Origin of the sequence: Allobosea sp. AAP35, assembly GCF_001295925.1 — a bacterium.
In the GTDB taxonomy this organism is placed as follows: domain Bacteria; phylum Pseudomonadota; class Alphaproteobacteria; order Rhizobiales; family Beijerinckiaceae; genus Allobosea.
The window spans coordinates 98,890-114,805 of sequence record NZ_LJHQ01000020.1; the positions used below are offsets into that span (position 1 = coordinate 98,890).

Below are 15,916 nucleotides of genomic sequence, written 5' to 3' on the forward strand. Positions count from 1 at the left end.
CATCGTAAGGCGCGACGGCGCTCTATGATGGAACCCGGATCGGCGCTTCGCTTGCCGGGATGACGAAGGTTTCACGGTCTCCTTCGGGCGCTCAAAACGCCTCTTCCCAGTTGCGGCTGATCCGCATCGCCGAGTTGATCATCCCGACATGGGAATAGGTCTGCGGGAAATTGCCCCAGAGTTCGCCGGTGTGCAGATCCGCGTCCTCGGAGAGCAGTCCGAAGCTGTTGCGCCGCTGCAGGATGCGCCCGAACAGCGCCTTGGCCTCCTCCCGGCGGCCGATCGCATGCAGCGCATCGACATACCAGAAGGCGCAGATCAGGAAGCCGGTGTGCATGTATCCGAAGTCGTCCTGCGTCGCGTAGCGCAGCAGCAGGTCGCCACGCGTCAGGTCGCGGCCGATCGCCTCGACCGTGGCGATGAAGCGGGGATCATCGGCCTTCAGGAAACCGAGTTCCGAGACCAGCAGCAGCGTCGCGTCGAGATCGCTCCCCCCGAAGGTCGAGACCAGATGGCCCTTCTCCGCGTTCCAGATCCGGTCGAGAATGGCGGCCTTGAGCCGTTTGGCAGCCGCCTTCCAATAGTCCTTGCGCTCGGCGCGACCGAGCGTCCCGGCGATGCGCGCCAGCCGGTCGCAGGCTGCCCAGCACATCACGGCTGAGAAGGAATGCACGGCCTCCTTTTCGCGCAGCTCCCAGGGGCCGGCGTCCGGCTTGTCGAAAAAGGTGATCGCGAGTTCGCCCATGCGCTCGAGCTGGGCAAACAGCGCCTCCTTGCCGGGACGGATCAGGCGCTGGTCGAAGAAGGCCTGGGTGGCTGCCAGCACTACGGCACCGTAGCCGTCGTTCTGGATCTGGGTGGCCGCGCCATTGCCGAAGCGCACCGGCTGATGGCCCCGATAGCCCGAGAGATGGGGAGCCTCGAACTCGTCGAGAGCACCGCCGCGCGTGATCGGGTAGAGCGGCGGCAGGTGCTCGGCCCCGCTCTCGGTGAAGCTGTCGACGATATTGGTGATGAAGCCGAGATAATCCTCCATCGTCCGCGTCGTGCCCAGCCGGTTGAGGGCGTGAACCACGAAATAGGCGTCGCGCAGCCAGCAGAAGCGGTAATCCCAGTTGCGCTGGGTGCCGGGCGCCTCGGGGATCGAGGTCGTCAGCGCGGCGACGATCGCGCCTGTCTCTTCAAAAGCGCACATCTTGAGCGTGATCGCGGCGCGGATGACTTCGCGCTGATACTCGAAGGGCAGCGACAGCGAACGCACCCAGTCGCGCCAGTAATCCGTCGTCTTGTCGAGGAATTCGCGGCTCGTTTCCTCAATCTCGGCGCGCAGCGCTTCGTCGGAGCCGACGAAGAAAGAGAATGGCCGATCGACCGCAAACGGCACGCCATCGACGACATAGGAAATCGGCGCATCCGTGGTCAGCCGGATGGTCTGGTCGTCTCCAACGAAACGGACATGGTTCGAACCGCGCGTGATCTCCGCCGGCTCTTCGCCAAGGCCTATGCAGGGCTTGAAGATCGTGCGGATGCGCGGCCGGCCCGAGATCGGCCGCACGCGGCGCACGAGCTGCGGCGGGCGAAAAAAGCGTTCATAGCGCACAAAGCGCGGCGCGAAATCGAGGATTTCGATGGCGTTTCCGAAATCGTCGGAGAGCACCGAGGAGAGGATCGCGGTGTTGTCGAGGTAAGATTGCTCGCAGCGCGTCATGCCGACGAGTTCGATGGCGAACACGCCCTTGCGCGGCATCGCATCACCATCATCCGCCTGATTGTCGATCAGCGCGCAGAAGACCGGATCGCGGTCGAAGCGCGGAAAGCAGCCCCAGACGATGCGCGCGCGCCGGTCGATCAGCGCGGCGATCGAGCAGTTGCCGATTACGCCAAGGTCGAGCGAGGCCGAATGCGGCCCCGCCTGCATTGCCGAAACTGTCATGGTCACCTTCAGGAAAAATCGGAGGTCGTCAGCCCGCCGCGCTCGGCAGCATCGAGCAGGATGGTGCGCAGCGCGGTTGGGGAGGCGATGCGCAAGGCCGCGATCGTATCACCGTCGCCGATGCGGATCGACAGCCCACCCAGCCGGTTGACGGCCTCGAAGCCGTGTTCGTCGGTAACGTCGTCCCCGATGAACACGGGCAGACGCCCGGCATAGGGCGCCATCTGCATCAACTGCGTGATCGCCAGGCCCTTGCTGGCGCTGGCCGGCACCAGTTCCGCGACCGACTTGCCTTCCTGAAGCCGGATCGCCGGGCCCATCCGGACCGCAATCATCCGCATCAGCTCGAGCGCTTCGTCCTTAAGCTGCGGCGCCAGACGCCAGTGCAGCGCCAGCGAGATGGTCTTGTCCTCGACGATGATGCCGACATGGCTGTTGGCGAAGCGGACGAGGTCGCGCAGCGCGCCATGCATCTCGGCATGCACCTCAGCCTGCGCATGCATCACCCCTCCAAGCCTGATCTCCGCTCCATGGAGTCCGGCCGCATCGAAACGATGGGGCTCGAGCAGCGAATCGAGGAACGATACCGGGCGCCCGGAAACCAACGCCAGCGCCCCGCCGAGATGCCCGCGCAGCACATCGAGCGCCCCAGGCACGCGCCGATCCAGCTTGACGTCGGCGGGGGAGGGCGCGATTTCCACCAGCGTTCCGTCAAAATCGAGAAACAGCGCGATCGCTCTGTCAGATCCAGCCAAGGTTTTGGTTTCGCTGGAAGTTCTCGATATGCTGGTTGTCATCACAATAGCCTGTCAGGATACTAAAGCCGGCTCAACGGTACGGCCATCGGTCGGATCAGTCTTGCGCAATTTGGCTCAGAAGGCGAGCATGGTGCATGAATGCTCGCCCCGGACCGCGAATTGCCTCCAACGCATGCCGGATTGCCTCGCTTTGGGCACATCATCGACACGGCATCGCCAACAGCAACGGCGCGCGCATGCAACATTACGTCCGGCCACAGCGTTCTGTTCCTGCCCGCATGCAGGAATTGGGGTCCTCGTGGGAACCGAGCCACTGAAAGATAAGGAAGCCGTGCAGCCATGCGTCTTGTCATCGTCTCCAATCGCGTCACGATCCCCGATCGCCATGAAAAGGCGGCTGCCGGCGGGTTGGCGGTCGCGCTGCGAGAGGCGTTGGAAACGCAAGGAGGGCTCTGGTTCGGCTGGAGTGGCAAGCTGAGCGAGACCGCGGCGGCCCCCAATGTGGTCCAGCGCGGAAACGTAACCTATGCCGTCACCGATCTGACGGAGGCCGAGCGGCAGTCCTATTACCTCGGCTTCTCCAACCGCGCGCTCTGGCCCTTGATGCATTACCGGCTAGGCCTGACGGAGTTTTCGCGGACCGACTACGCCGGCTATCTAGCGGTCAACCGACGTTTCGCCAAGGCGTTGATCGGCCTGCTGCAGCCCGACGACGTCGTCTGGATCCATGACTATCATCTGATACCGCTGGCGGCCGAATTGCGGCGTCGCGGCGTTACGAATCGCATCGGCTATTTTCACCACATTCCCTGGCCGCCCGCCGAGGTGTTCGGAGCGCTCCCCTTTGCCGCGACGCTCGCCAGCACGGTTGCTGCCTACGACCTTGTGGGGATGCAGACCCCGGTCGATGTCGCCAATCTGGTGGGGGGGCTCGTGGCCCTGTGCGGCGGAAGGGTCGCAGGACGCAAAGTCCGCATCGGGCGCCGCGAAACCATCGTTCAGGCTTTCCCGATCGGCATCGACGTCGAATCCTTTCGAAAACTCGCGGCCGCCTCGGTGCGCTCGGCCATCACGCCGCTCAAGACGACGCGGCAGTCGCTCGGGGAACGCCAGCTCGTCATCGGCGTCGACAGGCTGGATTATTCGAAGGGGATCGTTCAGCGGCTGGAGGCCTTCGGGCAGTTCCTGCGCAGCCATCCCGAGCAGCGCGGTCGCGTCGGCATGCTCCAGATCGCGCCGCCCTCGCGCTCGGACGTTCCCGAATATGCCGAGCTCGACCGGCAGTCCGACGAAGTCGCCGGCCGCCTGAATGCGGCATTGGGCGAGTTCGACTGGACGCCGATCCGCGTCGTGAAGAAGGCCTATTCGCGCAATGCCCTGGCGGGTTTCTATCGCCGGGCCCAGGTCGGGCTGGTGACGCCGATGCGCGACGGCATGAACCTTGTCGCCAAGGAATACATCGCCGCGCAGGACCCGGACGATCCGGGAGTCCTCGTACTTTCGCGCTTCGCCGGCGCGGCCCAGCAGATGGGCGAGGCGCTGATCGTCAACCCTTTCGACAGTCATGAGGTCGCCGAAGCGATCCGCACCGCGCTCGCGATGCCGAAATCGGAGCGCATCCGCCGGTTCGAGCGTCTCTATGCCACGATCGACGCGACCGATATCAGCTGGTGGACAAAGCGCTATCTCGAAGCGCTGTCGGGGGTTGACGCTACGCCGCCCGAGATCGCACCGGTTGGCAAGCGCAAACCGGCCGCTGCAGGTCAGCGCGGCAAACGTGCGGGGGAGGTCTCGGTCGCATCTCGCGCGAAGACGACCGCGAAGACGACGTTGCGTGGGAAGGCCGCCGCCAAGGTGCCAAAGCGCGCCGGTTCCTCCCGGGCGCCTGCCGGTCCATCGACATCGTCCTGAGACAGGCGAACCGCAGGGCGCATTCGGGCCGAATGATCCACTCCTGGCTGGATGGAAGCACGAGCCAGCGCCTTCCCTAGGGTCGGCTGGGGTCTTGCCGAGTATGGCCTCGGGTCGCTAGAAGGCGCCAACGGCCAGGGTTCGCTTGCGACTCGGCTGCGACAGGTGTCAGGTCTGCCAGGGATGTCGGCCGTGATGGCCGAGAGGGCGGGCGGAGGATCAAGGATCGATGCGAGGCGCTCACGGAGGATCGGGCGTTCTGCTGCGCCGCCTCCGGGAGGTGATGGCAGCGTCGATCAGTCCGCAGGAACGGCTGGACCGGCTCGTTGTCCTGATCGCCGGCAATCTCGTCGCTGAAGTCTGCTCGGTCTATGTGCTGCGCGAGGACGGCTCGCTCGAACTGTACGCGACCGAAGGCCTCAACCGCGAGGCGGTGCATCTGACGACCATGCGGGCAGGCGAGGGCCTCGTCGGCCTGATCGCCCGTGAGGCGGAAGCCCTGGCGCTGTCGGACGCGCAGAATCACCCTGCCTTCTCCTATCGGCCCGAGACGGGCGAGGAGATCTACCGCTCCTTCCTTGGCGTGCCGATCCTGCGCGGTGGCGCCGTGATGGGCGTGCTCGTCATCCAGAACCGCGCCTCGCGCCTCTACAGCGACGAGGAGATCGAGTCGCTGCAGACCACCGCCATGATCATGGCGGAGATGATCGCGGCTGGCGGCCTGAAATCGCTGGCGCCGCCAGGTGCCTCGATCGGGCTTGACCGCCCGATCCATGGCATCGGCGTCGCGCTCGCCGATGGCGTCGGGCTCGGCCACGCCGTGCTGCACGAGCCGCGCGTCGCCATCACCAATCTGATCGCGGAAAACCCCGCCGCCGAGGTCCAGCGGCTCGAGGCCGCGATCGCCGAGATGCGCGCGTCGATCGACGAGTTGATCGAGCGCGGCGACGTCGCCCATATCGGCGAGCACCGCGACGTGCTGGAGACCTTCCGCATGTTCGCCCATGATCAGGGCTGGCTGCGCCGCATGCGCGAAGTCGTTCTGACCGGCCTCACGGCGGAAGCCGCCGTCGAGCGCGTCCAGTCCGACACCCGCGCCAAGATGCTGCGCCAGACCGATCCTTATCTGCGCGAGCGCCTGCATGATCTCGATGACCTCGCCAACCGCTTGCTGCGCACCCTGGTCGGCAAGGCCAATGGCGTCGCCCGCGAGGAACTGCCGGAAAACGCCATCCTGATCGCGCGCTCGATGGGGCCGGCCGCGCTGCTGGATTACTCCCGCTCTCATTTGCGGGGTCTCGTTCTAGAGGAGGGCGGCCCGACCAGCCATATCGCCATCGTGGCGCGGGCGCTGGGCATCCCGGCTGTCGGCGAGATCGTCAACGCCACCGCGCTGATCCAGTCGGGCGATGCGGTCATCGTCGACGGGCAGGCCGGCGAGGTCCAGATCCGGCCGCAACCCGATGTCGAGAACGCCTACAAGGACAAGGCCCGGCTGCGCGCCCGCAAGCAGGAGCAGTACCGCAAGCTCAAGACCCAGCCTGCCGTCACGCGCGATGGCTTGCCGATCGTCCTTCAGATCAATGCCGGCCTGCTCGTCGACATGCCCAATCTTGAGGCGACGGCCGCCGCCGGCATCGGCCTGTTCCGCACCGAGCTGCAGTTCATGGTCGCCGAGCACATGCCGACGACCAGCGAGCAGCAGGCGCTCTACGCCACGGTGCTCGATCAGGCGCAGGGGAGGCCGGTCACCTTTCGCACGCTCGACATCGGCGGCGACAAGGTGCTGCCCTATATGGAGCGCGTCGAGGAGGAAAACCCCGCGCTCGGCTGGCGCGCCATCCGCATCGGGCTCGACCGGCCGCGCTTGTTGCGGGCTCAGCTGCGGGCGCTCCTGCGCGCCGGCTCTGGCCGCGACATGAAGATCATGTTGCCGATGATCGCCACCGTCGACGAGTTCCAGCGGGCGCGAACCATCGTCGCGCGCGAGCAGGCGATGCTCGAAAAGCAGGGTCACGTCCCGCCGCTCAGCCTCCAGCTCGGCGTGATGGTCGAGGTGCCTTCGCTGCTGTTCGAACTGCCCGAAATCGTGCGCGAGGCCGATTTCCTTTCGATTGGCACCAACGACCTGATGCAGTTCCTGTTCGCGGCCGACCGGGAGAACAAGCGCGTCGCCGACCGATTCGATCCGTTGGGCGTCGGCGCATTGCGGGCGCTGCGCAGCATCGTCGAGGCGGCGGCCGAGACCAACTGCCCGGTCACGGTTTGCGGCGAGATGGGTGGCAAGCCGCTCGAGACCATGGCCCTGATCGGCCTGGGTTACCGTGCCTTTTCGATGTCGGCTGCCTCCATCGGCCCGGTCAAGGCGATGCTGCGCGCGCTGGATGCGGGCAAGCTCGCCGAGCGGCTGGAATGGATGCTGGCCTCCAGCGAAGGCGCCGCCAGCCTGCGGCCGCAACTGGCGGCCTTTGCCGCCGAATTCAAGGTTCCGGTCTAGCGACGCTGCTTGCTGCCGAAGATCCTCCCTGTTCCGATTTTTATGTTTCCGAGTTCCCGATGTCCCTTCAACTTCCGCAGGATCGTCTCGACGCCATCGTGGCCCGTCACGCCGCCGCCTCCGCCGAGATCAACACCGCGACGGAGGCCGCGCGCACCGTCGAACTCGCCAAGGAAATCTCCGAGCTCGACCCGGTGGTTGCAGCCATCGCGACCTGGCGCCAGGCGCGGGCAAGCCTCGTCGAGGCCGAGGCGCTGATCGAGGATCCGGCGACCGACGCCGATTTCCGCGAACTGGCCTATGAGGAGCGCGACGCCGCCCGGCTCGAAATCGACGATCGCGCCCGCGAGATCCTGATCGCGCTGCTCCCGCGCGATGCAGCCGACGAGCGCGGCGTCATCCTCGAAATCCGGGCCGGCACCGGGGGCGACGAGGCGTCGCTCTTCGCCGGCGATCTGCTGCGGATGTATCAGCGCTACGCCGCCCAGAAGGGCTGGAGCGTTGATTTTCTGTCCGAGAGCGAAGGCACGGTCGGTGGCTTCAAGGAGGTCATCGCCGAGATCGCCGGCAAGGGCGTCTATGCTCGGCTCAAATATGAATCCGGTGTGCATCGCGTCCAGCGCGTGCCCGATACCGAGACCAGCGGCCGCATCCACACTTCCGCCGCGACCGTCGCCATGCTGCCGCTTGCCGGCGAGGTCGATATCACCCTCAACGATTCCGAAATCCGCATCGACACGATGCGCGCCGGCGGCGCGGGCGGCCAGCACGTCAACAAGACCGAATCGGCGGTGCGTCTGACCCATCTGCCGACCGGGATCGCGGTCGTGGTCCAGGACGAGCGCTCGCAGCACAAGAACAAGGCGCGCGCCTATGATCTGTTGCGCGCGAAACTCTACGATATCGAGCGCAGCCGGGTCGATGCCGAGCGCTCGGCGGACAGGCGCTCGCAGGTGGGTTCGGGCGATCGCTCCGAGCGCATCCGGACCTATAATTTCCCTCAAGGTCGCGTGACCGATCACCGCATCAACCTGACGCTCTACAAGCTTGACGAGATGATGCAGGGGCTTGTGCTCGATGACATCATTGATGCCCTCACCGCGGAACATCAGGCAAAGCTCCTGGCGAGCGAGGGGGTCATATGACGGATGATCCCGCGCGTCGGATGCAACCTCTTTCGACGTCCCGCGTTGCTACGTCATCGAGACAGCAACTGGGGGAACCCTCCGATGATCAAACTTCTTTCGAGCTTTGCCATGGCCGGCCTGGTGGCCGCGGCGATGACCGCGCCGGTTCAGGCGCAAGGAACGGCGGAGCGCGTCGAGCGCTCGATGGAGCGCGGCCTGAAGCGCGCGACGGCTGGCGAGCCGGCACGGATTGGCAAGGCGATGACCCAGTCGCAGGCCAGGCGCTCCTGCCAGTCGGAGATGCGGGGCTCGCGCGAGAGCCGCTCCTCGATCCGCACCAAAATGCGCAACTGCATCATTCAGAAGACGCAGGGCAACTGAGCGGTTCGCCGCTTAACCTAAGTACCGGCGACGCCCCGCTCTCCCCGTCTGAGGCGCGGCGTCGTCTGTGCGCGTTTTTCGCTGCGGCCGATATTGATAACGCCTATCTCGAGGCGCGCTGGCTGGTCGACCATGCGGTTGGGCAGTCTGACGATCCAGCGGATGTTGTCGACGAGATCGCGGTGGAGCGGATCGCGCAATATGCCAGGCGTCGGCTCACCGGAGAGCCTCTTTGGCGCATCGTCGGCGAACGCGAATTCTGGGGGCTGCCTTTCACCCTCTCCGCAGGAACGCTCGAGCCACGCCCTGATAGCGAGACGGTTGTCGAGGCCGCCTTTGAGCATATCGGCACGCGTCGCGACCGGACGCTGTCGATCCTCGACCTCGGAACGGGGACAGGTTGCCTGCTCGTCGCGTTGCTGAGCGAATGTGGCGCCGCGACAGGGCTCGGCATCGATCTTTCGGCACAAGCATGCGAGACGGCGCGCGCCAACGCGGCACGCAACGGGGTCGCGGAGCGGGTCCATATCCGGCAAGGCTCCTGGACCGCCGGTCTGGATCGGACCTTCGACCTGATCATGTCCAATCCGCCCTACATCCCGACCGCGACGGTAGCGATCCTCGATGCATCGGTGCGCGAGCACGATCCTGCACTGGCGCTTGACGGCGGGAGCGACGGCCTCGATCCCTATCGGGTATTTGCCGGGAGCTTGCCGGCCTTGCTCGCGGAGGGCGGGGCGATCGTCCTGGAGATCGGCGCCGGACAGGAAGATGACGTAAAAGCGATCATGCAGGGCGGTGGCCTCGTCTGGCGCGGGTCGCGGCGTGATTTAGGCGGTCATCCACGGGCGTTGATCTTTGCTCTCCCGTAAAATCGTGGCTCTCCACTGAAATGGCGCGGGCATTCGTGCGATTTTGCTTGGAGCGGCCGGTGAAAGCCGCTATGCAGCAATCTAGCCGAAGCTGGTGATGTCGGAAGCGGGCTGCGGGCATTGCTCTCGGCAAAACGTTGTATCCTCTGGATATGTCCATGGATCGACGTTTCTGACGCAGCAGATTGGATACCGACGGCGTCGAGGCGCCAATCGGCTCGTGGGACTGAAGATCCCTTTTTGGAAAGAGCGCGTGAAGACCAGGAACGGCGTAACGCCACTTCAGGTCACTCTTTACCCGGTCCAGCGCCGCAACCCGCTGTGCATCGGAACGCGCCTGCTGACTTCACGGTTGCCTTGAGCATAGAGCGCGAGATTCACGCGAATGAGACCAGGTCAGAACCGGCGTATGCGCGGCCGTAACAACAACAATAATAACAATAACAACAACAACAACAACAATAGTGGTAACCGGAAGGCGCCGAACCCGCTGCAGCGGAGCTACGAGTCGAACGGGCCGGATGTAAAAGTCCGCGGCACCGCTCAGCACGTTGCCGAAAAATACCTGCAGCTGGCGCGCGATGCCCAGTCGTCGGGGGATCCGGTCGCGGCCGAGAACTATTTCCAGCACGCCGAGCATTATTATCGCATCCTGCTCGCTGCGCAGGAGCAGATGGCTCAGCAGTTTGGCCACAGCTTCCCGCCCAATCGCGCCTTCAACGAGGATGCAGATGACGGCGAGGAGGACGGCGATGATGACGGCCAGTCCTTCCAGCAGGGCGGTCCGCAACCCGATCTGCGCAATGGCCAGCCCGCCGGTGGCAACAACGGCAACGGCAACGGCAATGGCTATCACCAGGGCGCTCCGCGCCAGGACGTAGAGGGCGGCGAAGGCCAGCGTTTCGATCGTCCGCCGCGCAACAACGACCGGCCTAACAACGACCGCCCGAACAATGATCGCAACGGCAATCGCCGCTTCGATCGCGACCAGCGTCCTGAGCGCAATGGTGAACGGCGCTTCGATCGTTTCGAGGGGGGGCCAAACAGCCAGAACGGCCAGGGTGGCTATGCTCCGCGTCCCGATGCGCCGCGCTCTGACATTCCGGTGACGAGCGAGCAGCCCGAGATCGCACCGCAGCCTGTCCAGGGCGAGCGTCGCTTCGACCGGCCCGAACGCACGGAGCGGCCCGAACGCACGGAACGTCCCGAGCGTGGGCCGCGCCCCGAGCGTCGCCCCCGCCGTGATCGCGATGTCGAGGCCGATGCCGATACGGATATGTCCGGCGATCCTGTCGCCGCGCTGCCATCCTTTTTGACCACGCCTGTGCGTGTGCCCGTGGCGGAGCCGGCACCGGCTGCCGTCGAAGCGGAGCCGCAGCAGCAGGACAGCGGAGAGGCCGCTTCAGGCGAGGGCGCTCCCAAGCGTCTACGTCGGCGCCGGTCGCCGCGCGAAGTGATGGATGCGCTTGGCTCCGAGAGCGACAGCACCACCGAGTGAGCGACGAACCATTCCGGCCGCAAGATCTTTGAACAGAAAAGGGCCCGCGAGGGCCCTTTTTCGTCAGCTAAGCGATGCTAAGCGCCATCGGCGCCGCCGAAACCGTTGCCAGTCGCTCGCCTTCGGCCAGGCGACCGCCGCTGACGACCTCGCAGTAGATGCCGCAATCGACATGGCCGAAAGCGGTCATCAGGGCCTTGGGCAGTTGCAGATCGCGAAGGCCGGTGGTGGGGTCGACATTCGTGGCAGCGCAGCGCTCGATCCGCTTGAGGACCCGCAGACGTACCCCCGCGACGGTCTCGATGTCGCGGCCGACCAAGTCCAGTTCCGCCCAGGGCTCCAGGCCTTCGACCATGATGTTGCCCCGGAAACGGAGCGGGTCGATCGCTGCGCCGATGCGTTGTTCCAGATCGGCGACACTGGCGAGGTTGATGATCGAGACGAAGCCGGAGCGAGAATCGGTGAAGCGGTAGCCGTCGGGCGCCCGCAACAGCTTCGGCGCGCCGCGCAGCGCTTGCGGCATGAAGGCCACAAAGAACGCGGTAATGGCGTCTTGTCCCATGGAACTCGCCGTATTGGCCCGCAGCACCTCCTTGCCGTCCTGGGCGATGACGAGATCGCCGCTGGCGTCGTCATAGCGGCAGTGCAGCGTGGCCAGCGCCTCATGGCGCATCAGCATGAGGTATTTGATCTTGGGCTGGTGGACAGGCGCGGCAGGATCGAAACCCGAAGGTCCGTTCTCGATCGCAAACAGCCTGTCGCCGGGAAAATAGGCACCGGCCTCGATCAGGGCTGAGGTGATACGCTCGGGTGACAGGCCCTTGACGGGGTAGCGGTACAATGAGGCGATGCGCATCCGAGGGGCCCTGGTGCAAGACAGGTCGCGAGACTAGCGCCACAGCGGCTCGGGGAGCGATGAATTCTTTGCATGGCAGCAATCAGCCGCGCGAAATGCGGGTCCGGATCGCTTGCTCTTCCACTTCGGGCAGATCGGCCACGGAGCGCTGGCAGCCCCAGCCGGCGAGCACGGCGTCAGTGTCGTCCACCACGAAGAAGCGTGCCGCTTCCCGGTCGTAGCCGTCGGCCAGCAGGTGCTCGTAATCGGTATGGACATGGCGGACATGGCTGCCGAGCGCGAGCCAGAGCGCGGTGGCGGGTGGCAGGTCCTTCATGTGGCGCCGCTCGGCGAGCGCCACCACGGCCTGCGCATCGGCAAGCGGAATGCCCGGCGCCAGCGCCCGGAGCGCCTTTCGGATCGATTGCTGGCGTTGGGTTCCGGCCATGGCGAGAAAGTGGTCCTACGATTTGACGCGCGTCAATGCTTTGCGCGTCGCCACCTCTTACGTTGCGCAGATGCCACACCTATCTCTGTGAGCGAAGGGCGTCCCATGGGGAGCCCTATCCTGACGAAAGGCAACCGGACCACGCTGCTACGGGGCGTTCCGGTGGGCGGAGTGACGAGATGAACATCGAAAAATACACCGACAGGTCCAAGGGCTTCCTCCAGGCGGCGCAGACGATCGCGCTGCGCGACGGGCACCAGCAGTTCACGCCGGAGCATCTGCTCAAGGCGCTGCTCGACGACAGTGAGGGCATGGCGGCGGGCCTGATCGACCGCTCGGGCGGCAATGCCAAGCTTGCGCTCCAACTCACCGATATGGCGCTTTCCAAGCTGCCCAAGGTCAGTGGCGGCGGCGCGGGCGGACTTAACCTGACGCCCGGCCTCGCGCGCGTCTTCGACACCGCCGAGAAGGCGGCCGACAAAGCCGGCGATAGCTTCGTTACGGTCGAGCGGCTGCTGCTTGCGCTCGCGATCGAGAAGGATACAGAGGCCGGCAAGGCGCTGAACAAGGCCGGCGTCACGCCGCAGGCGCTGAACACCGCCGTCGAGGCAATCCGCAAGGGCCGCACCGCCGATTCGGCATCAGCCGAGCAGAGCTACGACGCGCTCAAGAAATACGCTCGCGACCTCACGGCGGCAGCGCGTGAAGGCAAGCTCGATCCGGTGATCGGCCGCGACGAGGAGATCCGCCGCACCATCCAGGTGCTGTCGCGCCGGACCAAGAACAATCCCGTGCTGATCGGCGAGCCCGGCGTCGGCAAGACCGCGATCGCCGAGGGTCTGGCGCTGCGCATCGTCAATGGCGATGTGCCCGAAAGTCTCAAGGACAAGGAACTGCTCGCGCTCGACATGGGCTCGCTGATCGCTGGCGCGAAATATCGCGGCGAGTTCGAGGAGCGGTTGAAGGCGGTGCTGAACGAGGTCTCGGCGGCCGAGGGCGGGGTCATCCTGTTCATCGACGAAATGCACACCCTCGTTGGCGCCGGCAAGAGCGATGGCGCGATGGACGCCTCGAACCTGCTCAAGCCCGCTTTGGCGCGCGGCGACCTGCATTGCGTCGGCGCGACCACGCTCGATGAATACCGCAAATATGTCGAGAAGGACGCAGCTCTTGCCCGGCGCTTCCAGCCGGTCTTCGTCAATGAGCCCTCCGTCGAGGATACGATCTCGATCCTGCGCGGGCTGAAGGAGAAATACGAGCAGCACCACCGTGTCCGCATCACGGATTCGGCGCTGGTCTCGGCCGCGACGCTGTCGAACCGCTACATCACCGACCGCTTCCTGCCCGACAAGGCCATCGACCTGATGGACGAGGCCTCGGCGCGGCTGCGCATGCAGGTCGACTCAAAGCCCGAGGAGCTCGACTCGATCGACCGCGAGATCGTGCGCCTGCGCATCGAGCAGGAGGCGCTCAAGAAGGAGAGCGACACCGGCTCGAAGGAGCGGCTGAAGCGGCTCGAATCCGAGCTGGCCGATCTCGATACCCGCTCCGCCACGATCACCGCCAAGTGGAAGGCCGAGAAGGACAAGCTCGGCGCCGCCGCCGAACTGAAAACCAAGCTCGACAACGCCCGCAATGAACTGGCGCAGGCGCAGCGCAAGGGCGAGTATCAGCGCGCTGGCGAGCTAGCCTATGGCGAGATCCCCCAGCTCGAGAAGACGCTGGCCGAGATCGAGGCCATCGGCGACTCGTCTGGCATGGTCGAGGAGGCCGTCACTTCCGACCATGTCGCGCAGATCGTCAGCCGCTGGACTGGCGTGCCGGTCGATCGGATGCTCCAGGGCGAGAAGGAGAAGCTGCTTCGCATGGAGGAGGTTCTCGCTGCTCGCGTCGTCGGCCAGCGCGAGGCGGTCGAGGCCGTCTCGACGGCGGTGCGACGCGCCCGCGCCGGGCTGCAGGATCCCAATCGTCCAATCGGCTCCTTCATGTTCCTCGGCCCCACCGGCGTCGGCAAGACCGAGCTGACCAAGGCGCTGGCCTCGTTCCTGTTCGATGACGACACCGCGATGGTGCGCCTCGACATGTCCGAATACATGGAGAAGCACTCGGTCGCCCGGCTGATCGGCGCGCCTCCCGGCTATGTCGGCTATGAGGAGGGTGGGGCGCTGACGGAGGCCGTGCGCCGCCGGCCCTATCAGGTCGTGCTCTTCGACGAGGTCGAGAAGGCCCATCCGGACGTCTTCAACGTGCTGCTGCAGGTGCTCGACGACGGTCGCCTGACCGATGGCCAGGGCCGCACGGTCGATTTCCGCAATGTGCTGATCATCATGACCTCAAATCTGGGCTCCGACTATCTGGTGAACCAGCCCGAGGGGCAGGATTCCGAAGAGGTTCGCGACGAGGTGATGGGCGTGGTCAGGCAGGCCTTCCGGCCCGAATTCCTGAACCGCATCGACGACATCATCCTGTTCCACCGGCTGCGCCGGGCGGATATGGGCGCGATCGTCGACATCCAGATGGCCCGCCTTGCCAAGCTCCTGACCGACCGCAAGATCGTGCTGGAGCTGTCCAGCGAGGCCCGCCAGTGGCTCGCCGACAAGGGCTATGACCCCGCCTATGGCGCGCGCCCCCTCAAGCGCGCGATCCAGAAGTCGGTTCAGGACCCGCTGGCCGAGCTGATCCTCGCGGGCAAGATCGCCGATGGCGAGACCGTGCCGGTCACGGTCGGTCCCGCCAGCCTGATGCTCGGCGACATCGCGGCGGTGCGGGAAAAGCGCCCGGCGGGCGTGCCGCTGAACTGACAGGGTGCGAGGGCCCTTCTCCCCTCGGGGGAGAAGGTGTCTGCGCAGCAGACGGATGAGGGAAGGGTCGCGACAGCGGCCCTTTCTTGTTTTCGGTCGAGGCTCTTCCCTCATCCGTCACGGCTTCGCCGCACCACCTTCTCCCCCGAGGGGAGAAGGACGAACTTACCCCCGCTTCAGCAGAAACACCGCCTGCGCGCCGAACAGGTTCCAGAACCACCACGGCGCACTGACGCCGACGCGGCCGCCGGCCGCGTCGAGCGCCACGGCGCGCTCCTTAACCGCGCCGACCGCGTCGCAGAGCGAAACGAAATCGCGGATTGTGCAGAAATGGATGTTGGGCGTGTCCCACCAGGCATAGGGCAGCGAATCCGTCACCGGCATGCGGCCGAGGAAGAAGACCTGGCCGCGCATGCGCCAATGCCCGAAATTCGGGAAGGAGATGATGGCGCGGCGACCGATGCGCAGCATCTGCTCCAGCACGAGACGTGGGTTGCGCGTCGCCTGGATCGTCTGGGAGAGGATGACGTAGTCAAAGGCGTCGTCGGGATACTCCGTCAGGTCGGTGTCGGCATCGCCCTGGATCACCGAGAGCCCGCGCGCCACGCAGCCCGCCACGCCCTCGCGCGACAACTCGATGCCGCGCGCATCGACATTGCGGGTCTCGGCCAGCAGCGCCAGCAGCGCCCCGTCGCCGCAGCCGACATCGAGCACGCGCGAGCCCGGCGTCACCATCTCGGCGACGAGTTGCAGGTCGATGCGGTTGGTGTGGGTGTCGGGAAGCGTCATGGCGTGGCCTTTCGGGCTCGACGCGATTCCCTCCCCCCGCTTGCGGTGGGGAGGGTTAGGGTGGGG

General features: G+C 65.6%; 12 protein-coding genes. 7 read left to right on the top strand and 5 right to left on the bottom strand.

The window, feature by feature from the left end:
- Window positions 1-91: 91 nt before the first annotated feature.
- The gene (locus tag IP69_RS08600; RefSeq protein ID WP_248306763.1) at window positions 92-1,933 is read right to left on the bottom strand and encodes a glycoside hydrolase family 15 protein; all 1,842 of its coding nucleotides are present in this window, start codon (window positions 1,931-1,933) and stop codon (window positions 92-94) included.
- Between the two features lie 8 nt (window positions 1,934-1,941).
- The gene (otsB, locus tag IP69_RS08605) at window positions 1,942-2,688 is read right to left on the bottom strand and encodes a trehalose-phosphatase (RefSeq protein ID WP_054142405.1); all 747 of its coding nucleotides are present in this window, start codon (window positions 2,686-2,688) and stop codon (window positions 1,942-1,944) included.
- 342 nt (window positions 2,689-3,030) lie between these two features.
- Here otsB and IP69_RS08610 point away from each other — a divergent pair, with 342 nt between their 5' ends.
- The 6 genes from IP69_RS08610 to IP69_RS08630 all read left to right on the top strand — a co-directional run bounded on the left by IP69_RS08610 (window position 3,031) and on the right by IP69_RS08630 (window position 10,977).
- Complete coding sequence (locus IP69_RS08610) at window positions 3,031-4,602, top strand: trehalose-6-phosphate synthase (protein WP_082359155.1); 1,572 nt, start codon at window positions 3,031-3,033, stop codon at window positions 4,600-4,602.
- A 229-nt stretch (window positions 4,603-4,831) separates the two neighbouring features.
- A complete protein-coding gene (gene ptsP, locus IP69_RS08615; protein WP_054142406.1) occupies window positions 4,832-7,099 on the top strand; it encodes a phosphoenolpyruvate--protein phosphotransferase in 2,268 nt (755 codons plus the stop codon).
- Window positions 7,100-7,158: 59 nt separating this feature from the next.
- Window positions 7,159-8,244 carry a peptide chain release factor 1 gene (gene prfA / locus IP69_RS08620; protein ID WP_054142407.1) on the top strand — a complete coding sequence of 362 codons (1,086 nt, stop codon included), beginning with the start codon at window positions 7,159-7,161 and terminating at the stop codon, window positions 8,242-8,244.
- Window positions 8,245-8,328: 84 nt separating this feature from the next.
- Window positions 8,329-8,607, top strand: coding sequence for a hypothetical protein (locus tag IP69_RS22345; protein ID WP_248306769.1), 279 nt, complete (start codon window positions 8,329-8,331; stop codon window positions 8,605-8,607).
- Complete coding sequence (prmC, locus tag IP69_RS22350) at window positions 8,604-9,479, top strand: peptide chain release factor N(5)-glutamine methyltransferase (protein WP_282568233.1); 876 nt, start codon at window positions 8,604-8,606, stop codon at window positions 9,477-9,479. The genes IP69_RS22345 and prmC overlap by 4 nt, the downstream gene beginning before the upstream one ends.
- A gap of 409 nt (window positions 9,480-9,888) precedes the next feature.
- Complete coding sequence (locus tag IP69_RS08630; RefSeq protein ID WP_054142408.1) at window positions 9,889-10,977, top strand: DUF4167 domain-containing protein; 1,089 nt, start codon at window positions 9,889-9,891, stop codon at window positions 10,975-10,977.
- 67 nt (window positions 10,978-11,044) lie between these two features.
- Here the strand turns inward: IP69_RS08630 and IP69_RS08635 are convergent, their stop codons facing one another.
- Entirely contained in the window at window positions 11,045-11,833 is a 789-nt protein-coding gene (locus IP69_RS08635; RefSeq protein ID WP_054142409.1) for an MOSC domain-containing protein, read from the bottom strand.
- Between the two features lie 82 nt (window positions 11,834-11,915).
- The gene (locus IP69_RS08640; protein ID WP_054142410.1) at window positions 11,916-12,260 is read right to left on the bottom strand and encodes a DUF2293 domain-containing protein; all 345 of its coding nucleotides are present in this window, start codon (window positions 12,258-12,260) and stop codon (window positions 11,916-11,918) included.
- Between the two features lie 179 nt (window positions 12,261-12,439).
- On the opposite strand from IP69_RS08640, the gene clpB reads away from it, so the two are divergent.
- Window positions 12,440-15,061 carry an ATP-dependent chaperone ClpB gene (gene clpB / locus IP69_RS08645; protein WP_054142411.1) on the top strand — a complete coding sequence of 874 codons (2,622 nt, stop codon included), beginning with the start codon at window positions 12,440-12,442 and terminating at the stop codon, window positions 15,059-15,061.
- Between the two features lie 165 nt (window positions 15,062-15,226).
- Here clpB and metW read toward each other — a convergent pair whose 3' ends face one another.
- A complete protein-coding gene (gene metW / locus IP69_RS08650) occupies window positions 15,227-15,850 on the bottom strand; it encodes a methionine biosynthesis protein MetW (protein ID WP_054142412.1) in 624 nt (207 codons plus the stop codon).
- Window positions 15,851-15,916 lie beyond the last annotated feature (66 nt).